This is a genomic window from Amycolatopsis sp. A1MSW2902 (assembly GCF_017312175.1).
GTDB classification, from domain to species: domain Bacteria; phylum Actinomycetota; class Actinomycetes; order Mycobacteriales; family Pseudonocardiaceae; genus Amycolatopsis; species Amycolatopsis nivea.
In genome coordinates this window covers 8918970-8934017 of sequence record NZ_QJPO01000001.1, presented here as the reverse complement: position 1 = coordinate 8934017, position 15048 = coordinate 8918970, and the positions used below count along the sequence as shown (strand labels likewise).

At 69.6% G+C, this 15048-nt stretch carries 15 protein-coding genes; 8 read left to right on the top strand and 7 right to left on the bottom strand.

Annotation, left to right across the window (positions count from 1 at the left end; genetic code table 11):
• Positions 1-964 precede the first annotated feature (964 nt).
• Positions 965-1159 (bottom strand): hypothetical protein, encoded by a 195-nt coding sequence (locus tag DMP23_RS41830; RefSeq protein ID WP_037715467.1) that lies wholly within the window; start codon positions 1157-1159, stop codon positions 965-967.
• 312 nt (positions 1160-1471) lie between these two features.
• Between DMP23_RS41830 and DMP23_RS41825 the strand changes: the two genes are divergently transcribed.
• The gene (locus tag DMP23_RS41825) at positions 1472-2410 is read left to right on the top strand and encodes an MCE family protein (RefSeq protein WP_337824508.1); all 939 of its coding nucleotides are present in this window, start codon (positions 1472-1474) and stop codon (positions 2408-2410) included.
• Here DMP23_RS41825 and DMP23_RS41820 read toward each other — a convergent pair.
• Together DMP23_RS41820 and DMP23_RS41815 are read right to left on the bottom strand one after the other, a co-directional pair.
• Positions 2400-3281, bottom strand: a complete 882-nt coding sequence (locus tag DMP23_RS41820) for a class I SAM-dependent methyltransferase (protein WP_275293366.1) — start codon at positions 3279-3281, stop codon at positions 2400-2402. The two genes, DMP23_RS41825 and DMP23_RS41820, sit on opposite strands and share 11 nt — an antisense overlap.
• A 46-nt stretch (positions 3282-3327) precedes the next feature.
• Positions 3328-3747 carry a PaaI family thioesterase gene (locus DMP23_RS41815; RefSeq protein ID WP_337824236.1) on the bottom strand — a complete coding sequence of 140 codons (420 nt, stop codon included), beginning with the start codon at positions 3745-3747 and terminating at the stop codon, positions 3328-3330.
• A gap of 83 nt (positions 3748-3830) precedes the next feature.
• Here DMP23_RS41815 and DMP23_RS41810 point away from each other — a divergent pair, with 83 nt between their 5' ends.
• Positions 3831-4250, top strand: coding sequence for a MarR family winged helix-turn-helix transcriptional regulator (locus DMP23_RS41810; protein WP_337824235.1), 420 nt, complete (start codon positions 3831-3833; stop codon positions 4248-4250).
• Positions 4251-4596: 346 nt separating this feature from the next.
• Here the strand turns inward: DMP23_RS41810 and DMP23_RS41805 are convergent, their stop codons facing one another.
• Complete coding sequence (locus DMP23_RS41805; protein ID WP_134728155.1) at positions 4597-5511, bottom strand: proteasome assembly chaperone family protein; 915 nt, start codon at positions 5509-5511, stop codon at positions 4597-4599.
• A 174-nt stretch (positions 5512-5685) separates the two neighbouring features.
• Between DMP23_RS41805 and DMP23_RS41800 the strand changes: the two genes are divergently transcribed.
• From DMP23_RS41800 to DMP23_RS41775, 6 genes are all read left to right on the top strand, one after another.
• Positions 5686-6198 (top strand): PH domain-containing protein, encoded by a 513-nt coding sequence (locus DMP23_RS41800; RefSeq protein ID WP_199817936.1) that lies wholly within the window; start codon positions 5686-5688, stop codon positions 6196-6198.
• 74 nt (positions 6199-6272) lie between these two features.
• Positions 6273-7724, top strand: coding sequence for a PH domain-containing protein (locus tag DMP23_RS41795; RefSeq protein WP_205673072.1), 1452 nt, complete (start codon positions 6273-6275; stop codon positions 7722-7724).
• 62 nt (positions 7725-7786) lie between these two features.
• Positions 7787-8542: an IclR family transcriptional regulator gene (locus DMP23_RS41790; RefSeq protein WP_051729280.1), complete on the top strand. Its 756-nt coding sequence runs from the start codon at positions 7787-7789 to the stop codon at positions 8540-8542.
• Positions 8543-8558: 16 nt separating this feature from the next.
• Positions 8559-9077: a GNAT family N-acetyltransferase gene (locus DMP23_RS41785; protein ID WP_337824234.1), complete on the top strand. Its 519-nt coding sequence runs from the start codon at positions 8559-8561 to the stop codon at positions 9075-9077.
• 355 nt (positions 9078-9432) lie between these two features.
• On the top strand, positions 9433-9630 hold the full coding sequence (locus DMP23_RS41780) for a hypothetical protein (RefSeq protein ID WP_037715481.1): 198 nt from the start codon (positions 9433-9435) through the stop codon (positions 9628-9630).
• Between the two features lie 1326 nt (positions 9631-10956).
• Entirely contained in the window at positions 10957-11838 is an 882-nt protein-coding gene (locus tag DMP23_RS41775; protein WP_337824233.1) for a hypothetical protein, read from the top strand.
• A 66-nt stretch (positions 11839-11904) separates the two neighbouring features.
• On the opposite strand, the gene DMP23_RS41770 is transcribed toward DMP23_RS41775, so the two are convergent.
• The 3 genes from DMP23_RS41770 to DMP23_RS41760 all read right to left on the bottom strand — a co-directional run bounded on the left by DMP23_RS41770 (position 11905) and on the right by DMP23_RS41760 (position 14872).
• Complete coding sequence (locus DMP23_RS41770; protein WP_337824232.1) at positions 11905-13176, bottom strand: aminotransferase family protein; 1272 nt, start codon at positions 13174-13176, stop codon at positions 11905-11907.
• A 69-nt stretch (positions 13177-13245) separates the two neighbouring features.
• A complete protein-coding gene (locus DMP23_RS41765; protein WP_337824231.1) occupies positions 13246-13530 on the bottom strand; it encodes a hypothetical protein in 285 nt (94 codons plus the stop codon).
• A gap of 13 nt (positions 13531-13543) precedes the next feature.
• Positions 13544-14872 carry an MFS transporter gene (locus DMP23_RS41760; protein WP_238604386.1) on the bottom strand — a complete coding sequence of 443 codons (1329 nt, stop codon included), beginning with the start codon at positions 14870-14872 and terminating at the stop codon, positions 13544-13546.
• Positions 14873-15048: the final 176 nt, after the last annotated feature.

The window sequence follows — 15048 nt, the reverse complement described above, 5'->3', positions numbered from 1 at the left end:
CAGCCGTTCGGAGCAAAATATCACCCGGGGGCATCGACAGTACCCGACCGCGCAAGTCCGGGAATCCTTGTTGTGCCTCAGGAATCGGGCCACTCTGGATGGTTGGCAGGAGTTCGGCGCACGGGTCGGTTTTCGCATCAGACTCGCCGCCTGGGTTGGGTTGCCGGTGCGGATGGGGTCGGTTGCTGCGGAATCCGCATTCTTTGGGTGACTGGCCTTAGTGGACACCCGTGTGCGAGCGGGGGCGATAGTTGCGAAACGCTTTCACAGCAAGGGCTTGTTGCCTGCAAGCGGAGCGGGCCTCCGGGCGGTTCGTGTCTTGGTTGCCTTGGGCGGCGTGGTTTTTCGGGTTTGATTTCCGGGCTCGATTTCACCCGTTTGGCGCAGTCGGGGCCGTGGGATCGGGGCGGAGGGCTGCTCTCAGGCGAGCAATGAAGCGTTGGGAGGGAAGGCTTGCGCGCGGAAGAGGTCCGGCACGCGGCAGCCGGGCGACACGGAGAGCGGGCGAAGCTAGTGGCGGCCAATTGGCGGCCCGGCAACGTGAAGAAGTTTGCGGTGCCCAGACAAGATCCAACCCCGCCAGATCCCGTCGAGAACTGAGCTGCTCAGGCAAGGACGCAACCCCCACCGGGCACCGGGCACCGGGCACCGGGCACCGGGCACCGGGCACCGGGCACCGGGCACCGATGGTCGTTCAGCCAAGCTGCAGCCCCGCAAAGTCGCCAGGCGCGCTCAACCGCCCGGTCAGCCCGTCGCTGACCGAACTCCCGGCAGGGTTACCCCACCCGCCACTGTCGAAACCCCCGCATAGAACGCCGAGCCGTCCAGCCCCTCACAACCCGGCCGCGGCCAGCCCGGCCCTCCCCAGGGCCAGGCTGACGCATCAGGCAATCCCGCAACCGGCCCGCACCGGCAGCGGCGTGTTCCCCGGAACCTCGGGACAACCCGGCGGAACCGGAGCGCCTCAGGCGACCTCGGTGCGGCTGCCGCCGGGGGCGTGCAGCCCCAGCATGTCCAGCAGCAGGGCGCATTCCTGCGCGTCTTTGGCCCGCGACGCGACGGCCAGCGCTGCCTTGCGGCGGCGTTCCTCCTGCCGGGCCGCGTCCGTGTCGTCCACGAGGTCTGGCGCCGGGTGCAATCCGGTGGTCAGGTCTCGCATGGTGGCTCCTCCCCGATCGGCGTGGGCACGGGTTGTCCGCGCTCCCTGCACACCCCTTCAACGGCCGACCCGCACCGGATGTTCCGATGACTCCGGTCACGTCAGCCAGTCAGGCCAGAATGGCACACGACGGGAGCCGCCGGGTGCGACGCCGGAAACGGGCCGTGCGCTGGGCGGGAAGTCCAATAGTCCTAAGTGGACACAGCGGGAAAGCGCCCATTCGGGTGGCGTGAGTGGCCTCACCCGGCCGGGCGAGCCACTATCCACGCTGTGCATCCCGACCGGCGCCCCGTGCGCACCGCTCTCGTCGGGATGACTGTGCTCGTCCTCGGCGTCCTCACCGCGCTCCAGGCGCCGAATCTGCCGATCATCGGCGACGGCACCGCGTATGCCGCCGAGTTCAGCGAGGCCGCAGGCCTCCAGACCGGCAACGACGTGCGGGTCGCGGGGGTGAAAGTCGGCCGGGTGTCGGAGGTTTCGCTCGACGGCGCGTCCGTCCGGGTGTCCTTCCGGGTGTCGGGGGCGTGGCTCGGGGACCGGACATCCGCGTCGATCCGGATCAAAACGTTGCTCGGGCAGAAGTATCTCGCGCTCGATCCGGTCGGCGTCGGGTCGCTGGATCCGGACACTCCGATTCCGCGCGACCGGACCACGGTTCCGTATGACGTCCTGCCCGCGTTCCGGCAGCTGGCCACGACCGTCGACGCCATCGACACCACTCAGCTGTCACAGAGCTTCCGCGCCATTTCCGACACGTTCGCGCACACCCCGGCCGACGTCCGCGCCACGCTGACCGGACTGTCGCGGCTGTCCGATTCCCTCTCCGCCCGCGATACGAAACTGGCTCACCTTTTGGCTCAGGCACGCACGGTTTCCGCCACCCTCGCCGACCGCGACACCCAGCTGACCCGGCTTCTCACCGACGGCAACCAGCTGCTGGACGAGGTACAGAAACGCGAATCGGCCATTCAGTCGCTGCTCGACGGAGCCCGCCGGTTGAGCAGCGAAGTGTCCGGACTCGTCGCCGACAACGACCGTGAGCTCGGCCCAGTGCTCGCCCAGCTCGACCAGCTCACCGCGTTGCTCGAACGAAACCGCGCCTCGCTCGCGGACGGAATCCGCGAACTGGCCCCGCTCGTCCGCTTCGCCGCGAACCTCACCGGCAACGGCCGCTGGATCGACGGTTACCTGTGCGGCCTGATCCTTCCCGCGATCGGACCGGTCAACGAGCACGGCTGCTTCAGTCCATGAGCCCCGGTCCGCCGGTGATCCGCACGGTGACCTGGTTGTCGTTGTACGTGTAGGCCTCGTAAGAGAACTCGACGCCGGTCTTCTCGACGTGCTCGGTCCACGCCCGGTACTCGTGCCGTTTCCAGCCGGGGAAGTTGAAGAACTCGTCGAAGTGCACGATGCTGCCGACGCGCAGCCGCGGGCCGACGTTGTCCAGCACCGTCTTCGCCGAGCTGTAGAGATCGCCGTCGACGTGCACGAAATCGACCGGACCGGAGTGCTTCTCGAGGAATCCGGGCAGGCTGTCGGAGAACAGTCCGACGACGAGTTCGGCTCCCGGCACGTCGGGCAGATCGTCGCGGGCGAAGGCGCCGGCGGGCATGCCGTTGAGCCACGCTTCGGGCAGGCCGTCGAACGAATCGAAGCCGTACACCTCGGTCGCCTCGCGCGCGGCGGTGATGGTGCGCAACGTGTTTCCGGACGCGACGCCGAACTCCAGCGCCATCCCGCCGGTGGGCGCGAGGGAAAGCGCATATTCCAGTGTTTCCTTCGGGCTGCCGAAATGCTGTGCCCCGATCAGGCTTTCGCGCGCGAAGATGTTGCTCTCCAACGCCGCGTCCTGATCGCCGGCGTACACGATGTCGCGACGGCTGCGGATCTCGAACTCGACCACGCGGTCCAGCAGGCGGTCGCCCTGCCGGACGACCTCCGACCGCAGGTCCTCGCGCGTCCGTTCCAGTTCCGCGCGCAATTCCGCGCGCAGTTCGGTGATCTGCTCGGCGTGCGGATCGTGCAGGCGGGCCGCGGCCCGGCGCAGCACCAGGCCGGCCTTCCGGCGCAGCGCAGGGCCCAAAGTCCTTGTCGTCAGCCGATCTTGGCTTTCCTGGTTCATCCCGGGACGATAGCGGACAACCGGAAACCCGTCCGAACTGCCCGGTCTACCCGGAAGCCGCCGACCGCCTGACCACCGCGGATCCTTGTGCCGCCGCGCATAACGTCGCGTTTCCTTCTCCGTCCACTGTGTACAGATCACAGCGGCACGTTGCCCGCGAACGGCTTGCTTGGACGACCGTCGCTTCCGCCCGCAGCAGCACGCCGTCCGCGGGAACGAGGTAGTCGATGGAAAAGCCGCTCGTCAGCAATTGCGGACCGAGCACGGTTCCGGCGGCGAAGGTGAGCGCGTTGTCGGCGGCGTAGGCGAGGACGCCGCCGTGCAGATAGCCGTTCTGCTGCCGGAGCTCGTCGCGGACGTCCAGTTCCAGCACCGCCCGTCCGTCGCCGAATTCCTCGATCCGCGCGCCGAGCAGAACGCTGAACGGTTGCGCGGCGAGCCCGGCGCGCGCGAAGTCTATGTCCATTTTCAGTCCTCACTTCAGTAGTGAAGTACTTCAGTAGTGAAGTGAGGATGGCGGCGCGGAGAGAACACTGTCAAGATCCCCGCATGGCCGCCGACGAACGTCTTTTCTTCCTGCTGCAGAGCGCGGCGCACCGGCTGCGCGTCGAGGGCGACCGCCGCTGCCTCGCTGCGGGCGGCGTGACGACCGCGCAGCTCGGCGCGCTGCTCGCGGTGCACGACCAGCCCGGGCTCACCCAGCGGGAACTGGCCACTGAGCTGGGCCAGCGCGAATCGGCGATCACCGCGATGACCGGACGGCTGGTCGACGCGGGGCTGATCGTCCGGCGGCAGCATCCGGAACAGCACCGGGCGCTGGTCCTGGACCTGACGGCGGAGGGGAACGCGACGATCGCCCGGTTGCGGCCGGTGATCGACTCGTTCAACCGCGAGTTGCACGCGCTGCTCGGGGACGCGTTCGGGCCGACCAGCGAGGCGCTGCGGTATCTGGCTGGCTGGCCGGGCTGACACGACCCCAAGCCACGCCCATGCGGCGCACGCTGCGCGAACCCGCTAGCCGATGCGCCTTCTGCGGGATGCGACTGTGCGTGAGGGGAACCCTGACGGAATCAGATTCCCTGAGGGGCCCCCGCACGCACAGTCGCGGAAGCGCGCCGGGCAGCGTTAGGGGCCGGTCCGGGTGCCAGGCCGCCCCACGCACCGGCTAGCTTCACCAGATGTCACCCGCCACACGCGCCCCCGCAGCCTCGCGGCAACGTGCGGGCCGCACCATGTCCGGTGTGGCGATCATGGCGGCCCGGCTCTGGTGGGCCTGGCAGACGGTCCGGTCCGCAGGCGTTGCTTACCTCTCGGCTCAGCGTTCGGAGCCGTCCCCGCCCTGTTCGGCGAGGAATCGCTCGAACTGCGAACCCAGTTCGTCCGCGGTCGGCATGTGTTCCTGCGATTCGGCGAGCAGGCTGTGCCCGGACGCTTCGGTGAACGTGTCGTACTGACGTTCCAGCGCGCGCACCACGTCGGCGGATTCCTCGGATTCGGCCACCTGACGGTCGATTTCCGCCTTGGCCACCTCGGCCGCAGTGCGGAGTTCGCCGTCGGGCAGGCGCAAGCCGGTGGCCTTGCCGATCGAGTCGAGGATCGTCAGCGCGGCGGCCGGGTAGGTCGACTGCGCCAGGTAGTGCGGCACGTGCGCGGCGAAGCCCATCGCGTCGTGGCCCCATTCGCCGAAGCGGTACTCGAGCATCGCGGCGGCGCTGCCCGGGACCTGCATGCGGTTCGGCAGCGGCTGGTGCTCCCCGACCAGGTGTTCGCGGGTCGCGTGCGCGGTGACGCCGAGCGGGCGCGTGTGCGGGGCGCCCATCGGGATCCCGTGGTACCCGACGGTGAGCCGCACGCCCCAGCGCTCCACCAGCTGCCGCACGGCGGCCGCGAACAGCTCCCATTCGCGGTCCGGCTCGGGGCCGGACAGCAGCAGGAACGGGATGCCGTCGTCGTCGTGCAGCAGGCGCACGACCAGCTCGGGGGCCTCGTATTCCTCCCAGTGGTCGACCGCGTAGATCATCGACGGGCGGCGCGACCGGTAGTCGATGAGCCGGTCGACGTCGAACCGCGCGATGACCCGGTTCTCCACCTCGCCGGCCAGGTGGTCAGTGACCAGCTGCCCGGCCGACCCCGCGTCCATGAAGCCCTCGAAGAAGTGCAGAAGCACCGCTCCGTCCAGGTCGGGGACGTCCGAGTCCACCTCGTACAGTTCCTCGGGATCGAGTCCCACCGGATCCTCCTGCTGCTCGCTTGCACGGACGTACGCGATACAACGCGGCCCGGCTGCGAATCCATCCCGCGCGCGGCGGAAATAGTAACGCCCCGCACTCACCAGCCACCCCGGATCGGGGCATCGTGACACTTGTCGTGGGCATCGACCCCCGCGCTCAGGCACTCTGAGCACGTGAACATCGAGGAATCCACCACGCTTGAACTGCGGCTGCGCCCGCCCGAACACCGGGTGAGCCGCCGGGCGATCGGCCACTGGGCGGCGTCCGCGGGGGCGGGCTGGCTGCTCGTGCTCGCGGTGCAGGCGGTGGTGGTCGCGACCGCGGACGACCCGCCGTCGTGGCTCACGGTGACGCTGCTGCTCTCCTGCGTGCTGACCCCGCTGCATCTGCTCGTCATGCCGCAGTGGCGCTACCGCGTGCACCGCTGGGAAGTCACCGGCGAGGCCGTCTACACCCAGTCCGGCTGGCTGAAGCAGGAGTGGCGGATCGCGCCGATCTCGCGGATCCAGACGGTCGACGTCGAACGCGGCCCGCTGGAGCAGCTGTTCGGGCTGGCCCGGCTCACCGTGACGACCGCGTCCGCCGCCGGGCCGCTGCGCATCTCCGGACTCGACCGCGACGTCGCGGTCGCGCTCGCCGACGAGCTAACCCGCACCACCCAGGCCGTGCGCGGGGACGCGACGTGAACGCGACCGCACCCTCCGCACCCGTCTCGGCCGAAGGCGCCGGCGACGCGCCCTGGCATCGTCTCGACCGCCGGATGTTGTTGATCCGCCCGGTTCTCGACCTGGTGAAGTCGCTGCCGGTGCTCGTCGGCGCGCTGGTGCTCGGCCACGGGAACTACTGGCAGTGGATCGGTCTCGTCGCCACCGCGGTGACGATCGGCGTCGGCATTTCGCACTGCCTCACCTCGCGCTATCGCGTCACCGCGACCCAGATCGAATGGCACACCGGATTGCTGCTGCGCAAGCAACGCGCGATTCCGCTCGATCGAATCCGTACCGTAGACGTGCTTTCGGAACCGAAACATCGGCTTTTCTCGCTGTCTGCGGTACGAATCGGTACCGGACGCCATGATCACGGAAAAGGTCCGGGCAAGGACCAGCTGGTGCTCGACGCGGTCACCCGCGCCGAAGCGCAGCGGCTGCGGACCTTGTTGCTGCACCGGAAACCGGCGGAAACCGAAGCGGCGCAACCGCCCGAGTCGCTCGTCGCCGAGGTCGACAAGCGCTGGGTGCGCTACGCACCGTTCACGTTGTCCGGACTCGCGGTGGTCGCCGCGATCCTCGGCACGGTCTATCACTTCGCGCACGAACTGCACTTCGATCCGACGAGTTTCGGGCCGCTCCGCGACCTCACCGCCCGCGCGCTCGAGCAACCGGTGTGGCTCACCGTGGTGCTGGCCGCGGCCGGGCTGCTCGTGCTGGTGTCGGTGCTGTCGGTCGGCGGATACGTGTTGTCGTTCTGGAACTTCCGGCTCACCCGCGAACCGGGCGGCACGCTGCACATCCGGCGCGGGCTGATCACGACGCGGTCGGTGTCGATCGAGGAGGACCGGCTGCGCGGCGTCGAGATCAAGGAACCGTTGCCGCTGCGGATGGTCGGCGGCGCGAAGTGCGTCGCGGTCGCGGCCGGACTGCGCGAGGGCAAGGGCGCGGACCGCGGCGGCGGCCTGCTGCTGCCGCCGGCTCCGGCAGGGAAAGCCCGGGAGATCGCGAGCGAGGTGCTCGGCGAGGACTTCGCGAATGTCCCCCTCGTACGGCATTCGCGGCGCGCGCTGACCCGCCGCATCACCCGCGCCGTGTTCGCTGTGCTGGCGCTTTCGGCCGCGCTGTTCGCGCTGGCCCGGCTCGATGTCCTGCCGGAATGGCCGTGGCAGGCCGCGCTGGTGCTGCTGCCGTTCGCGGTGCTGGCCGGCTTCGACCGGTACCGCTCGCTCGGCCACGCGATCACCGGCCGGTATCTGGTGACCCGTTCCGGGTCGCTGGCCAGGGCTACGGTCGCGGTCCGGCGTGACCGGCTCACCGGGATCGTCGTGCAGCAGTCGCTGTTCCAGCGGCGGGCCGGGCTGGTCACCGTCATCGCCCCGGTCGCCGCCGGTCGCGGGCACTACCGCGTGCTCGACGTGGAGCAGGGCGCCGGGCTCGCGCTCGCCGACGCCGCCGTTCCCGGATTGCTCACGCCGTTTCTTGCTGTGTCAGAAAAACCGTGACCTGTGGTAATTTACCGACGCGTTCGTGACTGAATTCGGTGCTCCTACGGAGAGGTTTCAGGATGTCTGAACCCGGACTCCGTCGCACGGCCGGTGCCAACAGTTCCCGGAAAGTGCTCCAGTTGCTGTTGTCGTTCACCGAACAGCGCTGGGAGGCCAGCGTGGCGGAACTCGCCGAGGTGGTCGGCAGCCCGGTCGCCACCACCTACCGCTACGTGCAGTTGCTGAAAGAGCTGCAGCTGCTCGAGGAGTCGCGGTCCGGGCGGTATCACCTCACCAGCCGCGTCATGCCGCTCGCGCGCGCTGCCCGGCTCGCGAACGACCTGGCCAGGGTGGCGCGGCCGCTGATGGAGGAGGCGGTGCGCGAACTCGGCGAGACCGTGCTGCTGTTCCAGCACTTCGGCGACGTCGCGGTGTGCAGCGACCGGGTGGAATGCGACCGCCCGATGCGGTTCACGTTCCAGCCGGGGCATTCGACCCCGCTCGGCGTCGGCGCGACCGGGAAGATGCTGCTCGCCCTCCTTCCCGACGGTGAACGCGAACGCCAGGTCGCCCGGATCTCCGCGGAACGCGGCGCCGAGGTGCGCGACGACCTCAAGGACGCGCTGGCCAACCGCTACGTGCAGAGCTGGGGCGAGATCGAGGACGGCGTGTGGTGCTGCTCGGTGCCGGTCGACGTCGACCGGCACCGGCCGAGCGTGCTGACGTTCGTCGGCCCGGCCACCCGCATCGGCGACGCCGAGCGCGAACGGGCGATCATGGCGTTGCGCGGTTACGCCGGGCAGATCGCAAAAGCGATTTCCGAGTACTCCGTGTAGCCGTAAAGTCGGGCCGGTGATCCGTCTCGCTGTCCCCGCCGATCTTCCTGCGCTGCCTGACCTCGAACGTGCTGCCGGAGAACCGTTCCGGACGGTCGGCATGGCCGAGATCGCCGATGACGCTCCGCCTTCGGTCGACGAGCTCTCGGTGTTCCAGTCCGCGGGCCGCTGCTGGGTTTGGGACGACGGCGGGACGATCGCGGCGTACGTGCTCGCCGAGGAGGTCGACGGTTTCGGTCATGTGGAACAGGTTTCGCTGCTGCCGAGCCACGCGCGCCGCGGGTTGGGGCGGGCGCTGATCGAGACGGTCGGGGCGTGGGCCGCGGAGCGCGGGCTGTCCGGGCTGACGCTGACGACGTTCGCCGAGGTGCCGTGGAACGCGCCCTACTACGAGCGACTCGGGTTCCGCGTGCTGGCCGACGAGGATCAGGGTCCGGCCCTGCGGGAGATCCGGCGGGCGGAAATCGCACGGGGACTGGACCGGTGGCCTCGGGTGGCGATGATGCGGTCTGCCCGCGTTTCTGGTGTGGGGTAAGCGGTTTCGGCGCTGTTCGGGCTGATTCCGTTGGGGTCGCCCGCGCCCCGGATCAGTCCGACAGTCCCGCGTTGGGGCAAGCGAGCTCACGACACTTCCGACTCGCTCCGGCCACTGCCGGAACTTCACTCGCCGCCGCTCGCCTCGTCGGCCAACCCCACGATGTCTCGCGGGTTTTCCTTGCCGGGCTGGCGGTCTTCCCGCGTCAGCCGCGCGTGGGTCGCTCGGGAGGGGGACCTGGATTGCCGCGAGAATCGAACACGTGTTCTACTGGGTGGGCCGGCCCCGGAGGGGGAAGCTCCGCGGGCCGGCACCCAGGCAGAACGTGTCCGTCGATCGATCCCCAGGAGGCAGTGTGGCGGTCAAGATCACCCACCTCGCCAGTGGTCAGCAGGTCCGCTTCGCGAACGCGGACGGCGCCCGCCGCTATGCCGAAATCATGGGCGGCGGAGTGGACAAGTGGCGGTTCACGATCGTCCCCGGGGACAGCGGCGCTCCGGGGATGCCCGCGGCGGTCGTCAATGTACCGGTGTGGCGGACTGTGGCTCGCTGAGTGCGGCCCCGGCGATGGGGGCTTTCGGCGGTGGCTCGGTGGGCTCCGGTGAGTGCGGGCCAGCAGCGGGCAGCTGTCGCCGGTGGCTCGGTGGCTTCCGGTGATCGCGGCCCGGCAGCGGGCGGCTGTCACCGACGGCTCGACGGCCCCCGATGAGTGCGACCCGGCAGCGGGCGGCTGTCACCGACGGCTCGACGGCCCCCGATGAGTGCGACCCGGCAGTGGACGGCTGTCACCGACGGCTCGACGGCCCCCGGTGAGTGCGACCCGGCAGCGCGCGGCTGTCGCCGACGGCTCGGTGGCTTCCGGTGAGTGCGACCCGGCAGCGCGCGGCTGTCGCCGAAGGCTCGGTGGCTTCCGGTGATTGCCGCCCCGCGACCGGTGCCACTCCCCCGACGGCTCCCCGGCGATCGTCCCCCGGCTGTCGGCGATCCGCTCCGATGGCATCCCGTGATCGCCGTCCAGCGACCGGCGGCACCGCCCGACGGCTCCGCGCGATCGCAGCCCAATGATGGGCTGCTTTCACCGGTGGCACCCGGCGATTCCCGCCCCGCGACCGGCGGCGCTTCCCGCTGACTTCCGGCGATTGCCGTCCGGCAACCGCCGCTCAGCGGGCGTCGCAGCGGCCATCCGCCTGATGCGATTTCCGCTCGGTGCCAGTCGCCGAGCAGCGGTCCCGGCGGTGCCCGGCGATCCCCGCCCGGCACCCGGCGATTCCCGTCCGGCGACCGGCGGCGCTCCCCGGTGACGCCCGGCAATTGCTGTCCGAAGACCGCGGCGCAGCGGCCATCCGTGGTGCGGCGTCCGCTCGGCGACGGTCGCCAAGCAACTCTCCCGGCGACCCCGCACAAAGGTCACCGAACAACCGCCCGGTGACCGTCGCCAAGCGGCCGTCACCCGGTCACCACTCAACCGCCGCCCGGAGCCTTCCCGAGAGACCGTTTGCCCGTCGACAGCACGGTAATCGGCCGACACATCACCGTCGTGCCGGTCAGTGGGACAACGTTACCTGCTGTTTGTTGCTTACCGGCCACGCTGTGTGCTCCACTGTCGATCACCCACTGCTGTAAGTCCCGCGTCTGCGGGACCGCCGCTTGTCAGCAGCGACCACCTCGGCACGGTCCTGCGATCCGTGCCCGACGGACAGAAGGAGCGGCTCCTTTGCTTGCGCACCAGCGTGGAACACATCTGCGGGGAAACAGCCGGCGTGGAAAAATCCGGGGCACCGTCGCGTTGGCGGTCCTCGCGCTCGCGGTCGGGGCCGGTGCGGCTCACGCGGCGCCGGCGGCTGCCCCGAAGGCTACGGCGTGGCCTGGCGGGTCAAAGGTGGCCATCGCCGACGACTCCGGGGTTTTCGGCAGCAACCTCAGCGGCGTGTCGTACGAATCGCCCACCGTGCTGTGGGCGGTGAAGAACGGCCCGAGCACCCTGTACCGGCTCGTCCAGGACGGCGCCAAGTGGCGGCCCGACACCGCCAACGGCTGGCCCGAGGGCAAGTCCATGCACTACTCCGACGGCAGCGGCGACCCGGACGCCGAAGGGGTCGTCTTCACTCCGGACGGCGTCTTCACCGCCACCGAGCGCGACAACGACGACGGCGATACGAGCAAGCCCGCCGTGCTTCGGTACGCGACCTCGGGATCGGGCAAGTCGCTCAACGCGACCGGGGAGTGGGACCTCACCTCCGACCTGCCGTCGGTCGAGCCCAACAAGGGGCTCGAGGCCATCTCCTGGGTCCCGGACTCGGCGCTCACCGCGCACAAATTCCGGGACGAGCACACGAAAGCCGCCTACAACCCGGCGAGCTATCCGAACCACGGGACCGGCCTGTACTTCGTCGGGCTCGAGGACAACGGGAAGGTCTACGCGTACGCGCTCGACCAGTCCGGGGGCAAGTACACGCGCGTCGCCACCATCGACAGCGGGTTCCCGGCGATCATGGATCTCGAGTACGAACCGTCGACCGGCCACCTGTGGGCCGAATGCGACAACACCTGCAAGGGCCGCACCAGCACGCTCGACGTCAACTCCAAGGGCGCGTTCGCGGCCACCGCGCAGTACGACCGCCCGTCCGGGATGTCGAACTACAACAACGAGGGCTTCGCCATCTCGCCGACCTGCGCGAACGGAAGCAAGCAGGTCGTGTGGTCCGACGACGGCAACGACGACAACCACGCGCTGCGCACCGGGACGCTCTCCTGTAAGTAGTCCTTTGTAGACAGACAACTGCGGCGGCACCGGAAACCCCGGTGCCGCCGCAGTGTCGCAAGAGCGTCAGTTCTTCAGCAACCGGTCCAAGGCCCGCGGAACGGCCGTGGCCAGCAGGTCCAGTTCCGCCTCTTCGGCGACCAGCGGCGGCGACACCGCCATCCCCTTGCCGAGCGAGCGCACGATCACGCCCTCCTCGAGCAGGAACTTGTGCAGCCTCCCGGGCGCGCCCGGGTCCGCGGCCAGCAGGTCCGGCGCGAGTTCCACCGCGGCCAGGAATCCCAGCCCGGCCCGGACCTCCGCCACCGCCGGGTGCCCGACCGCACCGGACAGCGCGTCCGCGAGCGGCTTCTCCAGTGCCTTGCCCCGCGGGATGATGTCGTCGCGCTCGTAGATGTCCAGCGTTGCGTTCGCCGCGGCGCAGGCGACCGGGTGCCCGGCGTACGTCGCGCCGTGGCGCAGGATCGGCGCGCCCGGACGGCCGGTGAAGAACGGCTCCGCCACGTGCGGCGCGACCAGCAGCACGCCGAGCGGGATCGTCCCGCTCGTCACGCCCTTCGCCGTGGTCACCAGGTCCGGCTGCACCGACCAGCGGTCGATGCCGTACCAGGTGCCGAGCCTGCCCCACGCGCAGATCACGCAGTCCGCGACGAACAGCACCTCGTGCTTGCGGCAGATCGCCGCCACTTCCTCGATGTAGCCCTCCGGCGGCAGCAGCACGCCGCCCGCGCCGATGACCGGTTCGCAGAAGAACGCGGCCACCCGTTCCGGCCCCACGCGGAGGATCTCCTCCTCCAGCGCCGCCGCGTTGTCATACGGCACCTGCGAGAAATCCGCGGCGGGCGGACCCCAGCCCTCCGCGTTCGCCGGAATGCCGGCCGCGGCGGTGCCGAATCCGTGCGTGCCGTGGTAGCCCTGGGTCCGGCTGATGATGTGGGTTTTCTCCGGACGTCCGGTGTGGACGAAGTAGGACCGCGCGATCTTCACCGCGGTGTCCACCATGTCGCCGCCGCCCGAGCCGAGGAACACCTTCGACCCCGGCACCGGAGCCAGCTCGGACAGCCGCGAAGCCAGCTTCAGCGCGGGTTCGTTCGCGACGCCGCCGAACAGGTTGTACGCGTCGAGCTTCTCCAGCTGCTCGGTCACCGCGCGGGTGATCTCGGGACGGCCGTGCCCGAGGTTCGAGTACCACAGCGACGCGGAGGCGTCGAAGTAACGGCGGCCCGCGTCGTCCCAGACATAGGACCCCTCGCCGCGGGTCACCACGAACCGGTTTCCGTCGACCGCGCCCATGTCCGCGAACGGGTGCCACAGCGGGTTCGGCTGCTGGTCCGGCATTGCTCCTCCTCGGGGTCGGCTCAACCGGCCGGCGCCGCGGGGAGCGGCGACCGGCCGCCGCCGCCCTTTCTACCCGCCCGGCCGGGGATCGGCGAACCGCGACCCCTCGACGCGCGCCATCGCGGAACCCCGCAGCCCGTGGGCCCGATGGCTCCGATGGCGCTGACCCCGGCCGGGCAGACTAGGCGCCTGCCGCCGTGCCGGACGGCGGCAGGCCAGCTCGCCCTTGTACAGCTCGGCGGCGCGGACCAGATCGGCGTAAGCCTCGACGTGGATCCGGTTGATCGCGTCGTGCGCGTCCCGGGCGGCCGCGTCGAGCCACGCGCAGTAGTCGCTTCGGGTCTGGGTCCGCATCGCGCGCCCCCGCTCAGACGTTTTCGACGGTGGTTGCCTGTGCGTTCGAAGGCGCGGAACTCAGCGACGCGCCCTTCCGGTCCTTGACGAAGAAGCTGGTGACCAGGCCGATCAGGGTCATCACGGCGAGGTAGCCGCCGACCGCGTAGACCGTGCCGGTGCTGGTCTGCAGGCTTTCGGCGATGGTCGGCGCGAACGCCCCGCCGAGCACCGCGCCGATCGCGTACGAGATCGCCGCGCCGCTGTAGCGGACTGTCGTCGGGTACATCTCCGCGTACAGCGCCGACTGCGGGCCGTAGGTGAACCCGAGCCCGACCGAGAACAGGAACAGCGCCACCAGGAGCAGTCCGACGTTGGCCGTGTTGATCAGCGCGAAGAACGGGAACATCCACGCCAGCTGGATGACGAACCCGATCCGGTAAGTGCGGACGCGGCCGATCCGGTCCGCGAGCCAGCCGCCGACCAGCGTGCTCACCAGCCAGGCGACCGCGGACAGCATCACCGCGATCAGCACGGTCGACCGGCCGAGGTGCAGGGTCTTCGTCGCGTACGACTGCACGTATCCGCCGGTGGTCATGTACCCGACGGCGTTGTTGGCCGCGAACAGCAGCGCGCCCGCGACGACCAGCTTCCAGTGGTGCCGGAACAACTGCACGAGCGGCATGCTCGACCGCGCCTTCTTCTCGCGGACCTCCTCGAACACCGGGCTTTCCGCGACTCGCGACCGGATCATCAGTCCGGCGACGATCAGCACCACGCTCAGCAGGAACGGGATCCGCCAGCCCCACGCCAGGAACTGCTCCGGCGAGGTCAGCGCGGTGACCAGCGCGAGGACGCCGTTGGCCAGCAGCAGCCCGATCGGCACGCCGATCTGCGGGAACGCACCGTACAGCCCGCGCCGCTCGGCAGGCGCGTGCTCGACCGCGAGCAAAGCCGCCCCACCCCATTCGCCGCCGGCCGAGAGCCCCTGCACGATGCGCAGCAGCACCAGGATGATCGGTGCCCACACCCCGATCGACGCGGTGTTCGGCACCAGGCCGATCAGCACCGTCGAGATCCCCATCAGCAGCAGGGTGAGGATCAGCATCGCGCGCCTGCCGAGCCGGTCGCCGAGATGTCCGGCGATCACCGCCCCGATCGGGCGGAAGAAGAAGCTGATGCCGACCGTCGCGAACGACACGATCAGCGCGTCCTTGCCGAGGACCGCGAAATACTGCGTCGCGAACACCAATCCGGCGCAGATCGCGTAGATGAAGAAGTCGAACCATTCGATAGTCGTGCCGACCATCGCCGCCAGGACGACGCGGCGGTGCTCTCTGCTGATCCCGGACGTGCGCGGCATCGCGCCTCCCCTGCTGACAGTGCTTCAGACCGTGCCAGATCGTATATAATCAGCCGCCATCCCGACAAGCCTCAATCAGGTAACTGAGCAGGACTTTTGTCTACAGTGGTCGAAACTGGCAGCGTGCCCGCCGATTCCAGTCAATGGCCACAGCGGGCAGATGGTATATTATTTAG

Bases quoted from the DNA above. Each gene is read 5' to 3' on its own strand.
- DMP23_RS41830 (WP_037715467.1), bottom strand. From the start codon at position 1,159: ATGCGAGACCTGACCACCGGATTGCACCCGGCGCCAGACCTCGTGGAC.
- DMP23_RS41825 (WP_337824508.1), top strand. From the start codon at position 1,472: ATGACTGTGCTCGTCCTCGGCGTCCTCACCGCGCTCCAGGCGCCGAAT.
- DMP23_RS41820 (WP_275293366.1), bottom strand. From the start codon at position 3,281: ATGAACCAGGAAAGCCAAGATCGGCTGACGACAAGGACTTTGGGCCCT.
- DMP23_RS41815 (WP_337824236.1), bottom strand. From the start codon at position 3,747: ATGGACATAGACTTCGCGCGCGCCGGGCTCGCCGCGCAACCGTTCAGC.
- DMP23_RS41810 (WP_337824235.1), top strand. From the start codon at position 3,831: ATGGCCGCCGACGAACGTCTTTTCTTCCTGCTGCAGAGCGCGGCGCAC.
- DMP23_RS41795 (WP_205673072.1), top strand. From the start codon at position 6,273: ATGTTGTTGATCCGCCCGGTTCTCGACCTGGTGAAGTCGCTGCCGGTG.
- DMP23_RS41790 (WP_051729280.1), top strand. From the start codon at position 7,787: ATGTCTGAACCCGGACTCCGTCGCACGGCCGGTGCCAACAGTTCCCGG.
- DMP23_RS41770 (WP_337824232.1), bottom strand. From the start codon at position 13,176: ATGCCGGACCAGCAGCCGAACCCGCTGTGGCACCCGTTCGCGGACATG.
- DMP23_RS41765 (WP_337824231.1), bottom strand. From the start codon at position 13,530: ATGCGGACCCAGACCCGAAGCGACTACTGCGCGTGGCTCGACGCGGCC.
- DMP23_RS41760 (WP_238604386.1), bottom strand. From the start codon at position 14,872: ATGCCGCGCACGTCCGGGATCAGCAGAGAGCACCGCCGCGTCGTCCTG.